The following is a 17,213-nucleotide window of genomic DNA, read 5'->3' as shown; positions in this document are numbered from 1 at the left end:
GCCGCCGCCCGCGCCTGTCAGGGCCTGGTGTTCGCGCAGCCGCCGTCCGGCTCGATGCGGCCGAGGATCTCCTCCGTGATGGCGTGCAGCTGGCGGAGCTGGGTGGGGGTGAGGGCGTCGATCACGAGGTCTCGGACGGTTTCGACGTATCCCGGGGTGGAGGCGGCCATCTTGGCCTGTCCCTCGTCGGTGAGGATGGCGTTGGTGCAGCGGGCGTCCTGACTGCAGATCTCGCGGCGGACCCAGCCGCGCTGCTCCAGCCGCTTGACCACGTGCGACAGCCGGGACAGCGAGGCCCTGGCGAGGACGGCGAGGTCGCTCATGCGAAGCGTCTCCCCCGGGGATTCGGACAGCCCGGCCAGGACCAGGTACTCGAAGTGGGACAGGCCCGCCTCGCGCTGCAACCGGGTGTCCAGCGCGGCCGGCAGCTTGAGGAGGACGCCCGCGAGTGAGATCCAGGCGTCCCGCTCGTCCCCGGCCAGACACCGGGGAGCGGCCTTCATCGCATCGGCGTCGGCGTGCCCGTCGGTCCGGTCCATGAGACGAGTATAGGCAATCGCTTGACGCTTCAACTAGTCCCGCCTAGCTTAGTTGAAGCGTCAAGCGTTGCGCCCGGAACGGTGCGGTGTGCGGTGGCGAATTCGCTTGCCAGCCCTTCGCCCGCAGCTCGTGCGCCCTCATAAGACCGTCGGATCCCGCACGAGACCCGTCGGATCCCGACACATACCTGGAGACCACCGATGACCGAACGCGCCGACCAGACGATCAACGCCCTGCGCAGCGGCCATGACGCACTCGCCGAGCTGGTACGAGGCTTCGCCGCCGACGACCTCACCCGCCCCTCCGCCGCATCGGAATGGGACGTGTCGCAGGTCCTGAGCCACCTGGGCAGCGGCGCCGAGATCGGCCTCGCCACCCTCGAAGGCGCTCTGAACGGCACCGGCAACCCCGGCGGGGACTTCAACAAGACCGTCTGGGCGCGGTGGGACGCGATGTCACCCGCCGAGCGCGCCGAGGGCTTCCTGACCGCCGACGAAGCCCTGGTGCGCCGCTACGAGGACCTCGACGCCCGGACCAGGGCAGACCTCCGTATCGACCTGGGATTCCTGCCCGCGCCGGTGGACGTCGCCACCTCCGGTGGCCTGCGGCTCAACGAGTTCGCCCACCACTCCTGGGACGTCGAGGCCACCTTCGACCCGGCGGCGACGCTGGCCCCGGCCGCGACCGAGCTGCTGTTCGACACACTCGCCATCCTCATCGGGCACGTCAGCAGGATCGACGCCCTGGACGGCCGCCGGGCGACCCTCGCGGTGCGGCTCACCTCCCCGGAGCGCTCTTTCGGACTCGCACTGCACGACGCGGTCGCACTCACCGACGAACCCTCCGAGTCCGACGGCGTCCTCACCGCCCCCGCCGAGTGGTGGCTCCGCCTGGTCACCGGCCGCCACGCCCCTCGGTACACCCCGTCGACGGTGGCACTCACCGGGGACACCATCACCCTCGACGACCTGCGCCGGGTCTTCCCCGGCTTCTGACCCGGGCGCCAGGACTCCACCGGCCTCTCCCACGCCACACCTCGGCGTGGGACGCGGAGCCCGGGGTGCCGAACCGGCCGCACTCGGCCCCAGGGGCGCTGCCCGCCGTCGTGAGTCCCGTATGACAGCCGCCGATACGAACAACCTGAGGATCACCTGATCATGAGCAACGTCCCCGTCATCACCCTGAACAACGGCGTCCGGCTGCCGCAGCTCGGTTTCGGCACCTGGCCGGTCCCCGCCGAGGCCGTCACCACCGCCCTCGAAGCCGGCTACCGCGGCATCGACACCGCCGCGATCTACGGAAACGAGAAGGAGATCGGAGGGGCCATCGCCGCCTCCGGCGTGCCCCGCGAGGAACTCTTCGTCACCTCCAAACTCTGGAACGCCGACCAGGGCTACGACTCCACCCTGCGCGCCTTCGACGCCTCGCTGGACAAGCTCGGGCTCGACCACGTCGACCTCTACCTGATCCACTGGCCGCTGCCCGCCCGCGGCCTCTACCCCGACACCTGGCGCGCCTTCGAGAAGCTCTACGCCGACGGCCGTACCAAGGCCATCGGCGTCTCCAACTTCCCCGTCGCCCAGCTCCAGCACCTCCTCGACGAGGGCTCCATCGTCCCGGCCGTCAACCAGATCGAACTGCACCCCAACTTCCCGCAGGCCGAGCTGCGCGCCTTCCACGCCGCCCACAACATCGCCACCGAAGCCTGGTCCCCGCTCGGCCAGGGCAAGGGCCTCCTGGAGGACCCGGCACTCGCCGGCATCGCCGCCAAGCACGCGAAGACGCCCGCGCAGATCGTGCTCCGCTGGCACATACAGCTCGGCAACATCGTCATCCCGAAGTCCGCCACGCCCACCCGGATCGCCGAGAACCTCGACGTCTTCGACTTCGAGCTCGACGCCGAGGACCTGGCTGCCATCGACACCCTCGACACCGGCACCCGCATCGGCGAGGACCCCTCCACCTGGGACTACGTCGGCTGACGAGCACGATCTCCCGGGCCGGCCTCGCCCTCGGCAGCGCCGGGGCGACCGGCCGGCCCGCCGGGGCAGAACAACACCTCGTGAGGACTGGGCAGTTGCGTGCCGGCAGGCCTACCCAGGACTTACTGCCGTTCAGCGCTCAACGTCACCACCTGGTCAGGAGGAGTCCTTTTCCAGCTGGTCGAGGATGCGGTCCGAGATCCGGCCGAGCATGCTGATCTCCTCGGGGGTGAGGTGGTCGATGGCCAGTCGGCGCACGGCTTCGACGTGGAGGGGCGCGGCGGCTGTGATGGCCTCGCGGCCGGCCGGAGTGATGACCGCGAAGAATCCACGTCCGTCGTCCAGGCACTCCTCCCGGATGACCAGGCCCCGCTTGGTCATCCGGCCGATGTGGTGGGACATCCGGCTCTTCTCCCACTCCACCGCCTTGGCCAGTTCCAGGAAGCGCAGTCGGCCGTCGGGCGCGTCGCTGAGGTGGGCCAGGACTGTGTAGTCGGCGGTGGACAGGTTGGAGTCGGCCTGGAGTTGGCGTCCCAGACGTCCGAGGAGCTTGCCCTGCATGTCGACGAAACTGCGCCAGGCATGCCCCTCCGCCGCGGTGAGCCAGCGCGGTGTCTCGTTCATACCCTCAGTGTAGTTAGTGGTTGATGTGTCATCTATCACGCGTGCCCACCTCCGGTCCCCGCCGGGCCAGGTCGGCCGGGGGGTGGCTGCCGTGGGCAGGTGGGAGACCCTGGCCGATGATGTCGAAGATTTCCGCCAGGGATGTCACTTGTTCGGGCGTGAGGCGGTCGAACACCGCCGCTCGGATCTGCGCGGTGTAGCCGGGTGCCGCGTCGGCGATGGTCCTGACTCCGTCATCGGTCAGGACGGCGAGCCGTCCGCGGAGTTCGTCGGCCACGGTCTCGCGGGCCACCCAGCCCTGTTCCTCCAGGCGGGACACCGCGTGCGAGAGGCGGGTGCGGGTGATGTTCAGGCGCTGGGCCAGTTCGCCCATGCGCAGACGTCTCCCGGGAGCCTCCGACAGGATCAGCAGCAGGTGGTAGTAGAGGTGGGACATTCCCGCGTCGCGCTGCAGTCGGCGATCCAGGGCGTACGAGACGAGCTGCGTGCTCGCGGTGTAGGACCGCCAGGCGTGCTCCTCTTCGGCGCTCAGTCCGCATGGTTCAGGAGTCGGAGCCGAAGTCGTCATGGGTCCGGGGCCGTTCATGCGAGGGGGGCGGGCGCGATGGGGAAGTTGTTGCGGAAGACGTTGTCGGGGTCGTAGGCGGCCTTGACGCTCCGCAGCCGCTCCAGGGTCGGGGACGGGAAGGCGTTGGCCAGCGCGATGTCGTCACCGTGGGACTCGAAGCTGAGGTAGATGCCGCCGTCGGCGAGCGCGGACCATGCCTTCTCCGTCGTCTCCCGGTGGCTTTCGTTGACGTTGGCGGACAGGGCGAAGTTCTGGGTGCGGTGGGCGTAGGCGGTGGCGTCGGCGGGGGTGTCGTTGACGGCGCCGCCGACCGAGCGGACCTGGAAGAAGCTGATGCCGCCGTCGGCGAACAGGCCGGCCACGACGTCCGCGGTGCGGGCGTCCAGGTGCTCCACGAGTGCGGAACGGCTGCGCATCCGGGCCTGCCCGTAGTGCGCGTTGTTCGCCCGGGCCATGATCCCGGCGTAAGGGGTGAGCATGGCCTGCTGGCTCAGGACAGGGGCGAGCTCCAGGAACGGCTGGATCGCCGCGGTGGCCGCATCGGCGTCGTCGCCCGCCCACACCACGTACGTCTGGGCGATGTTCCTGCCCTGCTGGCGTACCAGGGTGAGGAACGCGGTCAGTTCGCGTGGGCTGTTCTCCACCAGCCGCCCCCACTTCCGCAGGAAGTCGGAGGTCCGGGAGGCGTCGTGGGCGAAGACGGCGAAGACGACGTCGCCGATCTCGGCGGCCTCGATGTCCAGGGAGGTGACGATGCCCATGTTGCCGCCCGCGCCGCGCAGCGCCCAGTACAGGTCGGGGTGGTGCTCGGCATCGGCGCGTACGGTCCGGCCGTCGGCCAGGACGACCTCGGCGCCCCGGACGTGGTCGATGGTCAGCCCGTAGGAGCGGGCGAGGAATCCCTGTCCGCCGGTGGTGGCGAGTCCGCCGACGCCGACGTCGCCGTAGTCGCCGGAGCTGATCGCCAGTTGGTGCGGGGCGAGCGCCTGGGCGATGTCGCCCCAGCGGGCGCCGGCCCCGACGCGTACCAGGCGGCGTTCGCGGTCGATGACCTCGACGTGGTCGAGGGCGCCGAGATCGATGACGATCCCGCCGTCGTTGGTGGAGCGTCCGCTGATGCCGTGGCCCCCGCTGCGCACCGCCAGCGACACGTCCTGCGTACGGGCGAAGGCGAGGGCGTCCGCCACCTGCCGCGGGTTCTGCGGGCGAAGGACCACACCGGGCGAGCCGGCCCACACGTAGGTCGAACGCAGACCGTCGTACGCGCGGTCGCCGGGCTCCACGGCCCGGTCGGCGAGGGAGGCGGGTACGGCGTCGTAGTCGATGCCTTCCCGGCGGCGGGCGAGAGCCGCGGCCGGGCGGACGGGGGCGGTGGGTACGCCGAGGGCGGTGCGCTCGGCGGCGACGGCTTCGCGCAGTGCGGGCGCGACCTCCTGGGCGAAGGTCTCCAGTGCCGCCGGGTCGTCCGAGCCGAGGATGAAGGTGCTCACCCCGTCCTCCAGAACCAGCGGCAGCAACTGCGCGACCCATTGCTCCGGCGGGCCCTGGAACGGCCCGCCGGTGGAACGGAAGTCGCCCGTGACGTTCAGCAGCCGCCGGATCTCGCGCGGGTCGCGCCCGGCGGTCTCGGCCTCCTCGTCGATGACCTTGTTGCCCTCGCGCAGGGCCCCCGCGGACCGCAGATAACTGAGGCTGGGCAGCCAGCCGTCCGCCTTCCGGCCGATCAGCCGCAGCATGCGCGGCTTGTAGGCGCCGAGCCAGATCGGCACCTCGTGCGCCGGCGCGGGGCCGCGCTGGGCGCCGTCGACGGAGTAGAAGTCGCCTTCGACCCGCAGGGGGCCGCGCTCGTCGGCGGCCCAGATCCCGCGGATGACGTCCATGGCCTCGCTCAGCGCCTGGACACTCTCGCCCGGGGTGAGCCGAGGGCCGCCCATGGCGGCGATGGCGTCCCAGAAGGCGCCCGCCCCCAGCCCGAGGTCCACCCGCCCGCCGGACAGCAGGTCCAGGCTGGCCACCGAGCGGGCCAGCACCGCCGGCGGCCGCAGCGGCAGATTGGTCACGTTGCCGGACAGATGGATGGTCTCGGTACGCGCGGCCACCCAGCTCATCAGCGTCCAGGTGTCCAGGAAGCCGTTCTGGTACGGGTGGTCCTGGAAGGTGACGAGATCCAGGCCCACCCGCTCCGAGTGCAGCGCCAGTTCCACCACGGCCTCGGGGTCGCGGTTCTGTGGGGTGAGGAACGACCCGAACCTCAGCTCGTGACCGTAGTCAGCCATGGCATCCTCCAAGTAGTTGATGCGTCAACGATACGCCTGATAGGTGATACGTCAACTATTGGCCTGGGGCCGGGCCCCGCCAAGGGACCGGCCACCGTTCCGGTCGAGCGCGTAGAGCAGGCCGGCGGCGACAGCGGTCCACGCGCCGAGGACGGCGATGCCGCTGACCAGGCCGTCGTTGTGGAGGTACGCCAAGCCGTTGACGGCACGCACACCGACCCCGACCGGCAGGACGGACGAGAGCGGATGCAGCCAGGCGGGCAGGAACTCCGGGGGGAGACTGCCGCCGCTGGTCGCGTTGCCGAGGGTCATGAACACCACGGCGCCGATGCTGGACCCGGCCACACCGAAGGCGCGTAGCAGCAGCATCGTCGAGGATCCAACGGCCATGGCCACCAGGGTGACCAGGCCGGCGATGCCGAAGAACGGCGCAGGCAGAGCGTCGAACCCGAGACGGACGATGCCGGCGATGACCAGACCCCCGAGGACGCCGAACGTGGCCAGGCTGGCCAGCCGCTGTCCGATCGTGATGCGGGGCGCCAACTGGTACGTCATGAGCCCGAACAGGTACCCGGCCAGCACCAGGCCGAAGGTGGTGTAGAAGACGACCAGTCCGCGGGTGTCGGCGGGCGATGCCGGTACGACGTCGACCGCGTCGAGTCGCTGGCCGCCCGCTCGCGCCACGTCGCCGAAGGTCTCGCCGACCAGGGAGGTGACGGAGGGGCCGTGGGCGCCGGCGTAGAGCAGCTTGGGCGTTCCGTCGCCGGGGATGTAGGCCGCGAAGAGATCCCCGTGCTCGATCGCGGAGCGGGCGGACGCTTCGTCGGGCAGTGCCCGGACCTGGAACGCGTCCGCCGGGTCGGTGGGCAGTTGCGCCCGCACCTGCGCCGCGCGGGCCTCGCTTCCGACCACCCCGACCGGCAGGTCGTGCGGCCTCGGTGCGTGGAACGCGGCGAGGTACACGCTGATGAAGATGGCACCGACGGCCAGCACGATGGCCACGGGTGCGAATATCGCGGCGCCGCCGGCAAGCCCGCTGCGTGCGGGGACGGCGTCCGGCGGGTTGATCCGGTGCGACGGCGAGTGCCCCTTCGGGCCGACCAGGTCGACGGGGGCGGGCGTCTTGGGCATGTCGGGATTTCCTCGCCTCTGTGTGTGGGCCTCTGTGCGTGTGGCCACGAAGGGGTACGGGCCGATGCGCATCCATGAGTGAATATGGTTCGTTGAGCAACGAACCATATTGAGATACGGTGACGCGGTCAAAGGGCTCCCCCAGGGAGCCGGGCTCACTCCAGGCGATCCGCCCCGACGACCCCGACCGACCCCGACCGGCTCCGCAGGAAAGGCTGGCTCTCAGTGCCCAAGTACGACGCTCTCGCGCCCAACCCCCAGGGAGAGGCGCTGGTAAAGGAGCTGAAGTGGGTCCACGACATGATCCGGGGTGATCTCGCGACCCTCGGCACGCTGGCCGGAAAGATCCGTGACGGCCTGGCGCCCTTCGACGCGGCGGCCACCGTCCGGGGGCTCGCGACGAACGGACCGCTCTGGCAGATGCGATCGAACTGCCTTCGGCACTGTCAGTTCGTGGAGTCGCACCACATGGGCGAAACGCATCACTGGTTCCCGGAGCTGCGCCGCTCCAACCCCGCGCTCGGCCCGGTGATCGACAAGCTGGACGCCGACCACGTCGTGATCGCCGATCACCTCGAGGAGGTCGAGGCGGCGGCCAAGGCCCTCGGCCACCTGAAGACCGCCAAGGAGCGGTCCCGGCTGATCAACGCCATCGAGTCCCTCTCGCGGGACCTGCTCGCGCACCTGGCCTTCGAGGAGGAGCAGGTGAACCCAACCTTGCGCACCTGGACTCGCTGGCCGCACATGTAAAAAGCGCCGTTCCCGTCCATGCACGTGCTCAGCAGGCATGCCGGCGCCTGAACGACCCGTTCACCACCCTTGCGCGACTGGTGCCGCAGACCCGCCGGGGTCTGCGGCACCAGTCGCGCACAGCCGCCCGGGAGCGGCCGGCCATCCGTCCGCCGGGCTACTCCGGTACGGTTCCGGGCTCGTCGAGACTGACCGCCGCCCAGATCTCACCGAGTGCGGTGAGCTGCGCGTCGCTGAGTTTGTCGAGGAAGCTCTCCCGCAGGTGGGTCAGGAAGACCTTCTCCGCGCGGCGGAACACCTTCCGGCCTTCGGGTGTGAGTACGGCTTCGAGCCCCCGCCCGTCCTCGGTGCACTTGTGGCGTTCGACGTAGCCGCGGCGCTCGAGGTCGTGCACGATGCGGGTCAGCCCGCTGCGGCTGACGAGCAGCATGGACGCGATGTCCTTCATCCGTAGCCGGTGCCCGGGCGCCTCGGCGAGCTTCATGAGGACTTCGTAGGACGAGAGCGGGATCCTCTCGGTGGCTTCGAGCTCCTCGTCGAGCTTGCGCAGCAGTTGCGTGTGCGTGCACAGGAACCCGGCCCAGGCATCGCGTTCAGTCGCGACGAAGGGGCGGGAAGACGCCCCTCTCCGAGCCTGAGCCCGGCCTCCTGTCCCGTCGGGCAGCTCTTCGACGCATGCGATGGCCTGATCGCCGGTGGGCGCGCTCACGGTCCCTCCTGTCATTCGTTTCATTCGTTCTGCAAGCAACAATTTTCGTCTCCCGAGTGTATCCGTGCCGCGCGGTCGAGCGGGGCGGGTGACGTATGCCGTATCGCCTGCGGTCGGGCAGGCGCGACGCGGCGTTCCAGTGAGTCGACCGGGGTGGCCGCCGGGTCCGTCGCCACGCATCAAATTCGTTCGCCAACTAACTATATCTGGTTGACGGAGCTCTCGGGGTGTGCATATTGTTCGTTGCGCAACGAACGAGTTGCTGGAAATCGGATCGCACCCCAACCCCGTGCGATTGATCGAAAAGCCGCGCACAGTCGCCGCTCGCTCTTCGCGAGACGGCTCGACACAGCCGAAGACGGCTGCCGCGGGAGAGGCAGGGAAAGAAATGGCCATCGACATCAGGGCGGCCGTCGCCGAGGAGAAGGGCAAGCCCTTCACGTTCGACGAGCTGGAGCTCGACGAACCCGGCTCCGGCGAAGTGCTGGTCAAGATCGTCGCGTCGGGAATCTGCCAGACGGACGCGCACGTCTGGCACCAGCACCTTCCGACCCCGCTGCCGGCGGTGCTGGGGCACGAGGGTTCGGGCATCGTCGAGCGCGTCGGTTCCGGGGTCACGTCCGTGCGGCCCGGTGATCACGTGGTCCTGTCGTACCAGGCGTGCGGACACTGTGAGCCGTGTCTCGCCGGGCGCTACCCGTACTGCGACCAGGCGATGGCGGCCAACTTCTCCGGCGCGCGGCTCGACGGAACCGTCGGGGTGCACCGCCGCCCGGGCACGCCGCAGGGTGAGCCCGTCCACGGGCACTTCTTCGGGCAGTCGTCGTTCGCCACGTACGCGCTCACCACCGAGCGCAACACCGCGAAGGTTCCCGGCGACCTGCCGCTCGAACTCCTGGCGCCGCTCGGGTGCGGACTGCAGACCGGGGCCGGAGCGGTCCTGAACTCCCTGAAGGTCGAGGCCGGTTCGGCGTTCGCGGTGTTCGGCACCGGCGCCGTCGGGCTGGCGGCCGTCATGGCGGCCGGGATCGCGGGCGCGAGCACGATCATCGGCGTCGACGTGAACGAGCAGCGGCTCGAACTGGCGAAGGAACTGGGCGCCACCCACACCATCAACGCGCTCAAGTCGGATGTGACCGAGGAGATCCGGCGGATCACCGGACGCGGCGTGAACAACTTGCTGGACACCACCGGCCGCAACGACATGCTGCAGCACGCCGTCGAGTCGCTCGCCCCGCTGGGCGAGCTCGGGCTGGTCGCCTCGGCCGGCACGGACGCCACGGTGCCGGCTACGGCGCTCTCGTTCGGCAAGTCGGTACGCGGCATCGTCCAGGGCGACGCCGTCCCGCAGCTCTTCATCCCCCAGCTCGTCGAGCACTACCGGGCGGGCCGGTTCCCCTTCGACAAGCTGGTGCGCTTCTTCCCCTTCGAGGAGATCAACGAGGCCTTCGCCGCCGCGAGCAGCGGCGAGGTCATCAAGCCGATTCTCCGCATCGCACAGCCCTGACGACGCTCCCCCCGAGCACTTTCAACACCCGTAAGAAAACAGGAGCAAGACCATGGACGAGACCAAGTTCAACCCGGCCGGCCCCTTCGGCTTCCCCAAGGCGGACGTCGCCGACCACCCCGCGGAGCCGGCGCACGCCCGCCCCGAGTACCTGGAGCGCGGCGAGATAGAGAAGAAGGGCTACCACGTCGAGGAGATCGGCAGCGGCAGCGGCTTCTACTGGGTGACCAACAGCTTCTACGACGCCGCGTTCGTCCGCACCGGGCAGGGTGTCATAGCCATCGACGCCCCGCCGAACCTCGGTGAGTTCATGCTGTCCGCCATCGAAGAGGTCACCGACGAGCCGGTGACCCACGCCATCTACAGCCACTGGCACTCCGACCACATCGGTGCGGCGGCCATGTACGGGCCCGACGTCAAGATCATCTCGCACCAGATCACCCACGACCTGCTCAAGCGCTGGCCGGACCCGCTGCGCCCGCTGCCCACCGAGACGTTCACCGACGAGGCCACCCTGGACGTGGGCGGCGTCAAGCTCGAACTGTCGTACAAGGGCGAGAACCACTGCCCCGGCAACATCTTCATCTACGCCCCCGAGCAGAAGGCCCTCGCGGCGATCGACATCGTGAGCCCCGGCTGGTCGGTGTTCTTCCACTGCGACGCCTCCGAGAACATCACCGGCTGGATCGACGCGCACGACCAGATCCTGGACTACGACTTCGACGTGATCGTCGGCGGTCACCAGACGCGGTACGGCACCCGCGAGGACGTCCTCGCCCACCGGGAGTACGTCCACGACATCGTCGACCACTCCTGGGACGTCCTGCGCGAGGAGCTGGGCAACGAGCTGATGGCCGAGGCCGGCCCGCTGAACCGCTGGACGTGGGCGGAGAACCAGTTCAACCACATGGCGAACCTGGTCACCCACCGGACGCTCACCAAGGACACCTCCACCGGGCAGAAGTGGAACGAACGGCTCGGCGGCGCGAGCAACATGACGAAGTACCACGCCTGGACGATCATGGAATCGCTGCGCCTGCACCGCGGACACGACGACTACCAGCGACGCGGCCCCGAGCAGCCCAAGTTCATCTGGTAACCGCTGCCGCCCTCCCCGCCCCGCCCTTCGCGGAACCCGGCATGCCCCAACTTCCCCGACTTCCCCAACATCACCCTGACAAGGAACAAAGGAACAGCAGACCGACATGACCAGAATCGCCGTCATCACCGGCAGCACCCGCCCCGGCCGCAACAACGCCACCGTCGCCCATTGGATCCACGACATCGCGGCCAAGCGCGGCGACGCGCAGTTCGAGGTCGTCGACATCGCCGACTTCAACCTGCCGCTGTTCGACGAGGCCATGCCGCCGTCCTTCGGCCAGTACGCCAACGAGCACACCAAGGCCTGGTCCGCGACGATCGCCGAGTTCGACGGATTCATCATCGTCACGCCCGAGTACAACCACTCCACCTCCGGCGCGCTGAAGAACGCGCTCGACTACCTCAGCGCGGAGTGGAACAACAAGGCCGCCGGATTCGTCGGCTACGGCAGCGTGGGCGGCTCCCGTGCCATCGAGCACCTGCGGGCCATCATGGCCGAGCTCCAGGTGGCCACGGTGCGCAACACCGTGATGCTGTCGATCTTCACCGACTTCGAGAACTTCTCGGACTTCAAGCCCGCTGCCTTCCAGGAGGAGACGGTGAACCCGATGATCGACCAGGTCATCGCCTGGAGCGACGCACTCGCTCCGCTGCGCGCGTCCGCCGCCTGAGCGCTCCGCCGGAAGCACAGTCATGAACCCGCGGGCCGGTGGGGGCTGGTCGCTCCCGCACTCTCGGCTGCGCTCGAGCGGGGGGACCCCCATCGCGGCGGAGCCGCATATCGATACAGCCCCGCGCTCCTACGGGGCGCGAACCGGGGCCGCCCTCGCGGACCCGCTACGTCCTCGCGGCCCGCGGTGAGGCCATGGGCCCAGCGCTTCAGGGACTGTCCCGCTGGGCCCGCGCACAGCCGGCCGCCCGCCACGCGACCCCGGCCGGGCAGCCGGCCCACTGACAAGGGATCCGCGTCGTCCCACCCCAGCAGCCCATCGCTCGGCTCCCCGAAGGGGCCCGGCACATTGGAGACCACCCCTATGTCCCCCATCTCCGGTACCCGGACGGGCACCCGCAACTTCATCGGCGGCGCCTGGCGCGACTCCGCCAAGCACACCGAATCGATCAACCCCGCCACCGGCGAGGTGCTCGGCACCTTCGCCGACGGCGGCACCGACGATGCCCGCGCGGCCGTCGACGCGGCCCGCGCTGCCTTCACGACCGGTGACTGGGCGCGCAACCGCGATCTGCGCGCCAAGGTGCTGTTCGAGATGGCCGACCGCCTGGCCGAGCGACGCGACGAACTGGTCGCGCTGCTGTCCCGGGAGAACGGCAAGACCCTTCCCGAGGCCGGTTTCGAGGTCGACGCCGCCATCCCGAAGCTCCGTTACTACGGGGCCCTCGCCCTCACCGAGTCCGGCCGCGCCGCCGAGGTCAAGCCGCACGTACTCGATGACGCTGAAGCAGCCGGCCGGTGTGGCCGCCGTCATCGCCCCCTGGAACTCACCGGTGGTCCTGGCCGTCCGCTCCTTCGCCCCCGCGCTCGCCGCGGGCTGCACGGTCGCGATGAAGCTGCCGGGCCAGACCGGCCTGACCAACGGCCTGCTCTACGAGATCATCGCCTCCACCCCGTCCCTGCCCCCGGGGGTCCTCAACGCCTTCACCGAATCCGGCAGCGCCGGCGCCCGGTTGATGGTCTCCGACCCCGACGTGGACGTGATCAGCTTCACCGGCAGCACCAGGACCGGACGGAGCATCATGTCCGATGCCTCCCAGACGCTGAAGGGCATGTCCCTGGAGCTGGGCGGCAAGACGCCGATGATCGTCTTCGACGACGCCGACCTCGATGCGGCCGTCCCCGTCCTGACCCGGGCGATCACCACCTTCACCGGCCAGTTCTGCATGACCGGCAGCCGCGTGCTGGTCCAGCGCGGCATCGCCGACGAGCTGCGCGGCCGGCTCTCCGACGCCCTGGAGGCTGTCCGCGTCGGCCCCGGCGACGATCCCACCATCCACATGGGCCCGCTGATCGACCAGGCCAACGCCGACCGCGTGGACCAGTTCGTCGCCGACGCCGCCGACTACGCCAAGATCCTCGTCCGCGGCGGCCGGGTCACCTCGGGTCCGCTGGCCGCCGGGGCGTTCGTCCGGCCCAGCCTGGTGGAGGTCGACGACGTCAGCGCGCCCATCGTCCAGCAGGAGGTCTTCGGCCCCGTCGCCACGTTCGAGGTCTTCGACGACGAGGCGGACGCCATCTCCCGTGCCAACGCTACCGATTACGGCCTGGCGGCGAGCGTGTGGACCCGCGACGTCGAGCGCCCGCTGCGCGTGGGTCGCGAGTTGGAGGCCGGCACGGTCTGGACCAACACCTGGGCCGCGATCTTCGACCAGATGGAAGAAGGCGGCTTCAAGCAGAGCGGCGTAGGACGGCTCCACGGAATCCGTGCCCTGGAGGAGTTCCAGGAGATCAAGCACTTCGTCCAGCCGGCCCCCCGCCACGGCTGAAGCACCAGCCCCCCACCGACACAGAGACGAATCATGACAGCCGAAATCAGCGCCCCGCCCGTCGACGCCGAGGACTTCCTCGCCCTCGACCCCGCTGCCTGCCGCTTGCTGTTCACCGGCGCCCGCACGGCGAACACCTTCAGCGACGAACCGGTCCCGGACGAGCAACTGCGGGCCATCTGGGAACTGGCCCAGTGGCCGCCGACCTCCGCGAACACCAACCCCCTGCGGGTGCTCTACCTGCGCACCCCCGAGGCGCGGGAGCGACTGATCCCGCTGCTGGCCGAGGGCAACCGCGCCAAGGGCGCCTCGGCACCGGTGAACGCCGTACTGGCGTACGACACGCGGTACACCGAGCACACTCCGCGCCTGCTGCCCTTCCGTCCCGAGATGAAGGAGCTGCTGGAGGCCGACCCGGACAACCACCAGTCCCAGGCCCGGTTCAACTCCGCCCTTCAGGCGGCGTACTTCCTGCTCTCGGTGCGGGCCGCCGGCCTGGTCGCCGGTCCGCTGGGCGGCTTCGACGCCGAGGCGGTGGACCGCGAGTTCTTCCCCGACGGCCGCCTGCGCTCCTTCCTCGTCGTCAACATCGGCAAGCCGGGTGAGAACCCCTGGTTCGAGCGGCTTCCCCGCCTGGACTACGAGGAGGTCGTCAGCCTGATCTGACCCGCCATGGGGCAGCCCGGCCCCACCGCTGAACGGAGTCAATCCCGCAGGGCCACGACCGGACAGGTTCTCGCCGTGGCTGATGGTCCATCGATCCGCCGCGTCATGGCCACGTCGGTCGTCGACCAGGTCACGGCGGAGATACGGCGGTCGATCCTCTCGGGGCGCGCTGCGCCCGGGGCAGGAGTTCTCCCTGCGTGAGGCCGGTCTTGGTGCTTCATCCGGCCGGTGAGTGTCTGAGCGACGTTGGGCGAGGTCGTGACCGGTGAGGCGTACGGGATCTTGTCTCCTGGGCAACCTGTACGGGTTCGACAACCGCTGCGTGCCAGAGTTGAGGTGCAGCGGAGCCGGCCGGAGTGGCCAAGGGGTGGCCGGACGCCTTTGGACGGTGCAGCACGAGGTACTGATGTTGAGCATGGTGCAGGTGGTCTGATCAGGCACAACATCATCCCGCAGGATCAGTCGTCACCAGGCGACACGATCACTCGTGACCTCGTAATGCGTAGGTCTCGGGTTCGAATCCCGAAGGCGGCTCTGTGGAAGCCTCAGGACTCACTCGCCGTGACCTGGGGCTTTTGCTTTTCCTTGGCCTTTGGGAGCCTGCGGCTGAGAGGTCACAGAGCCTCTTGCGTGAGCGATGAGTGGCTTCCGGGGACGCACCGGGGACACAGTGCATCAGCTTTGTCATGATCTATCCGCTATGCGTAGATCATTGTGGAGACCGGCCAAGAGGCGTATGCGGTACCGCCCGGTTCGCGGGTAGGGCATGCTGGTGAACATGAGCAGCAGGTACGCCGAGGCGAAGCCGTACGCATTGCCGACGTCGCTCGCCGACCTGGATGGCCCGACGAGTGGCTCTGTCGAGCTTCCCCGGTACATCGACTGGGGTCCTCGCTACCTTTACGACCTTGCGGACGAGGCCGACGTGTTGTTGATGTACGAGCGGGTGATCCGCGAGGCTCCGGCACAGGGCGATCTGCAGGCGTACCTGAACGCGGGGCTGCTGCGGCGCCTGTGGACGGATCTGTTCCTTCCGCTTTCGTTGCGTGCCGCCTGGCAGGCGAGGTTTCCCGAACTCGGCGCCATGGGGGCTGCCGCGTAGTGGACGCACTGCACCGCCGCCTCATCCGGATCGGACTGGACGCACTGGCGGAGGACTTCGGCTACGCGTTGGCCGGCGGCTACGCGGTCCAGGCTCACCAGTTCACCAACCGCATCAGTGACGATGTCGACTTGTTCGCGCCGATCGATCGGGCAACTGGTGAAATGACGGCCGCCGCGGCGCGCGTGACTGCCGCCTACGAGGCCGCCGGGTACCTGGTCGAGATCACCCAACAGGTCCCCACGTACACCCGGTTGAGCGTCACGGACCCGGCCACCGGCTCACACAGCTAGGTCGAACTGGTCGCCGAGTTTCTGCACCACCCGCCAGTGGCCTCCGAACTCGGCCCTGTGCTGCACCCGGATGACGTGGCCGCAGGCAAGACCGGAGCTCTGTTCAGCCGGGCGGAGGTGCGGGACGCGGTCGATGTCGACGGACTGCTCAGGGCCGGGTACACCCGGGAGCAACTGATCGAGCTCGCCGCACGGAACGATGCAGGGTTCGACCGGCGTATGTTCGCCGACGCGCTTGCCCGCATCCAGCGATACAGCGACAGACAGTTCGCCGCGTACGGCCTTGACTCTCATGCCGCAGCAGCCATCCGCGAACAGTTCGCCCACTGGCACCAAGAACTCACCCGCTGATCGCGGTGGCGCTGCGCGGACGGGGCAGCTACTGGTCCTGCGACGGCAGCCGTGCCCGGGCTGCGGCAGCGCGTCGGTCGGACACGCCTGCTAGGCAGCAGACTTCCGGGGACACGGAAGTACGCAGCGCCCGAGTGGCAGTGCGTAGGCCCCGAGAACCGCACCACGCCCGACAGCCGCGGCGTCGGCGGGACTCCTTCCCGGCAGGCCATCGCTCCCGGTTCCACGCGGGACCGTCGGGGATGCTCCGGGGACAACGGGACCCACGGAGACACCCCGGGGACGGAGTGTTCGAGAGCGGCCAGGAGCGATAGGGATCGGCCGGGCACTCAAGGGCTGGAATAGCTGCAGGTCAGCGGCATGGTGGGGGTTCAGATCGGCAAAGCCGCAGGTGAGCCCCATGATGGGGTCCGGCGACAGAAGCGGAGTCTGTGCGCGGTGGTGGCTCCGTGCTTGTGGCTACTCGAGCAGCTCGTGCGAGGGTCGTGCGACCTGGCGGAGGATGCCGACCTCCGCGTGTTCTATGAGAGCGTCATTCGATCCCGATGAGTGCCGCCGTGTTGCATGCGCGGGCTCGGATCGGATGCGCAACGCTCTCTGGCCTTCACTGCTGGTGCTCCTGGACGAGCGTGGCAAGCTCATCGCCTAGGACGCGGAGTCGCTGTGCGTGGTGGTCGAGGGCAGCGGCGAGTCGGTGCAGTTCGTCAGGATCGTGCGGGTAGTGGTCGCCGTCGATCTCGACGTTGATGAATACGCCTCGTCCCGGATGCCGTTCGGTGAAGGGGCGCTGTTCGAGAGCCGTGGTCATGGCGGTGACGCGTCCGCGGCTCGTCTCGATGGGCAGCGGCACATCGGGCCCGTAGTGGCTGATGTCGATCCGGTAGCCGTCGCTGGGGTGCTCTCCTGCGCACCATGGCGGTTCGGGGATGGTGACCTCGCCGTAGTCGACCGTGGAGATCGTGACTGTCCGGTTCATCGCTCGCGCCCTTCTGACACCTGGGCGATGCTGTCCACGTTCTGCCTTTCTTGTGTGTGCGTGCCATTGAGTGAAGTGGCACCTGCGTTCCGAACAACGCGTCGGAGGAGGCTCGGTGGAGCCTCATGTCTGGCTCCA

17 protein-coding genes and 1 pseudogene are annotated in these 17,213 nt (G+C 69.2%); 11 read left to right on the top strand and 7 right to left on the bottom strand.

Translation table 11 applies throughout. The annotated features are described in order from the left end of the window. Positions 1-17: 17 nt before the first annotated feature. Entirely contained in the window at positions 18-539 is a 522-nt protein-coding gene (locus tag LUX31_RS18995) for a MarR family winged helix-turn-helix transcriptional regulator (RefSeq protein WP_235475970.1), read from the bottom strand. A gap of 201 nt (positions 540-740) precedes the next feature. On the opposite strand from LUX31_RS18995, the gene LUX31_RS18990 reads away from it, so the two are divergent. Both LUX31_RS18990 and LUX31_RS18985 read left to right on the top strand, forming a co-directional pair. Beyond that, the gene (locus LUX31_RS18990; RefSeq protein WP_235475969.1) at positions 741-1,535 is read left to right on the top strand and encodes a maleylpyruvate isomerase N-terminal domain-containing protein; all 795 of its coding nucleotides are present in this window, start codon (positions 741-743) and stop codon (positions 1,533-1,535) included. Positions 1,536-1,697: 162 nt separating this feature from the next. Next, a complete protein-coding gene (locus tag LUX31_RS18985) occupies positions 1,698-2,522 on the top strand; it encodes an aldo/keto reductase (protein WP_235475968.1) in 825 nt (274 codons plus the stop codon). Between the two features lie 156 nt (positions 2,523-2,678). On the opposite strand, the gene LUX31_RS18980 is transcribed toward LUX31_RS18985, so the two are convergent. From LUX31_RS18980 to LUX31_RS18965, 4 genes are read right to left on the bottom strand one after another with little or no spacing between them, the layout of a single operon-like run. Continuing rightward, the gene (locus LUX31_RS18980; RefSeq protein ID WP_235475967.1) at positions 2,679-3,146 is read right to left on the bottom strand and encodes a MarR family winged helix-turn-helix transcriptional regulator; all 468 of its coding nucleotides are present in this window, start codon (positions 3,144-3,146) and stop codon (positions 2,679-2,681) included. A 28-nt stretch (positions 3,147-3,174) separates the two neighbouring features. Next, complete coding sequence (locus tag LUX31_RS18975) at positions 3,175-3,714, bottom strand: MarR family winged helix-turn-helix transcriptional regulator (protein WP_235475966.1); 540 nt, start codon at positions 3,712-3,714, stop codon at positions 3,175-3,177. A 14-nt stretch (positions 3,715-3,728) separates the two neighbouring features. After that, positions 3,729-5,990, bottom strand: a complete 2,262-nt coding sequence (locus tag LUX31_RS18970; RefSeq protein ID WP_235475965.1) for an LLM class flavin-dependent oxidoreductase — start codon at positions 5,988-5,990, stop codon at positions 3,729-3,731. 51 nt (positions 5,991-6,041) lie between these two features. Continuing rightward, positions 6,042-7,121, bottom strand: coding sequence for an ABC transporter permease (locus LUX31_RS18965; RefSeq protein WP_235475964.1), 1,080 nt, complete (start codon positions 7,119-7,121; stop codon positions 6,042-6,044). Between the two features lie 225 nt (positions 7,122-7,346). On the opposite strand from LUX31_RS18965, the gene LUX31_RS18960 reads away from it, so the two are divergent. After that, positions 7,347-7,871, top strand: a complete 525-nt coding sequence (locus tag LUX31_RS18960) for a hemerythrin domain-containing protein (protein WP_235475963.1) — start codon at positions 7,347-7,349, stop codon at positions 7,869-7,871. Positions 7,872-8,028: 157 nt separating this feature from the next. Here LUX31_RS18960 and LUX31_RS18955 read toward each other — a convergent pair whose 3' ends face one another. Further along, a complete protein-coding gene (locus LUX31_RS18955; protein WP_235475962.1) occupies positions 8,029-8,580 on the bottom strand; it encodes a MarR family winged helix-turn-helix transcriptional regulator in 552 nt (183 codons plus the stop codon). 388 nt (positions 8,581-8,968) lie between these two features. On the opposite strand from LUX31_RS18955, the gene LUX31_RS18950 reads away from it, so the two are divergent. The 8 genes and pseudogenes from LUX31_RS18950 (at position 8,969) to LUX31_RS18915 (ending at position 16,099) form a co-directional block, all read left to right on the top strand. Next, complete coding sequence (locus LUX31_RS18950) at positions 8,969-10,087, top strand: NAD(P)-dependent alcohol dehydrogenase (protein WP_235475961.1); 1,119 nt, start codon at positions 8,969-8,971, stop codon at positions 10,085-10,087. A gap of 52 nt (positions 10,088-10,139) precedes the next feature. Then, positions 10,140-11,186: an MBL fold metallo-hydrolase gene (locus LUX31_RS18945; RefSeq protein ID WP_235475960.1), complete on the top strand. Its 1,047-nt coding sequence runs from the start codon at positions 10,140-10,142 to the stop codon at positions 11,184-11,186. A gap of 106 nt (positions 11,187-11,292) precedes the next feature. After that, positions 11,293-11,859, top strand: coding sequence for an NADPH-dependent FMN reductase (locus LUX31_RS18940; RefSeq protein ID WP_235475959.1), 567 nt, complete (start codon positions 11,293-11,295; stop codon positions 11,857-11,859). A gap of 363 nt (positions 11,860-12,222) precedes the next feature. Then, positions 12,223-13,687 (top strand): annotated as a pseudogene (locus LUX31_RS18935) (aldehyde dehydrogenase family protein). Between the two features lie 33 nt (positions 13,688-13,720). Further along, positions 13,721-14,353 carry a malonic semialdehyde reductase gene (locus LUX31_RS18930; RefSeq protein WP_235475958.1) on the top strand — a complete coding sequence of 211 codons (633 nt, stop codon included), beginning with the start codon at positions 13,721-13,723 and terminating at the stop codon, positions 14,351-14,353. 778 nt (positions 14,354-15,131) lie between these two features. Continuing rightward, positions 15,132-15,455, top strand: coding sequence for a hypothetical protein (locus LUX31_RS18925; RefSeq protein WP_235475957.1), 324 nt, complete (start codon positions 15,132-15,134; stop codon positions 15,453-15,455). Next, positions 15,455-15,748 carry a hypothetical protein gene (locus tag LUX31_RS18920; RefSeq protein ID WP_235475956.1) on the top strand — a complete coding sequence of 98 codons (294 nt, stop codon included), beginning with the start codon at positions 15,455-15,457 and terminating at the stop codon, positions 15,746-15,748. Before LUX31_RS18925 ends, LUX31_RS18920 begins: the two co-directional genes overlap by 1 nt. 36 nt (positions 15,749-15,784) lie before the next feature. Beyond that, entirely contained in the window at positions 15,785-16,099 is a 315-nt protein-coding gene (locus LUX31_RS18915) for a nucleotidyl transferase AbiEii/AbiGii toxin family protein (protein WP_235475955.1), read from the top strand. 604 nt (positions 16,100-16,703) lie between these two features. Here LUX31_RS18915 and LUX31_RS18910 read toward each other — a convergent pair. Next, positions 16,704-17,075, bottom strand: a complete 372-nt coding sequence (locus LUX31_RS18910) for a DUF6907 domain-containing protein (protein WP_235475954.1) — start codon at positions 17,073-17,075, stop codon at positions 16,704-16,706. Positions 17,076-17,213: the final 138 nt, after the last annotated feature.

It is taken from the genome of Streptomyces sp. GQFP (genome assembly GCF_021545335.1).
Lineage (GTDB): Bacteria > Actinomycetota > Actinomycetes > Streptomycetales > Streptomycetaceae > Streptomyces.
This window is presented reverse-complemented; position numbering and strand designations above follow the sequence as displayed.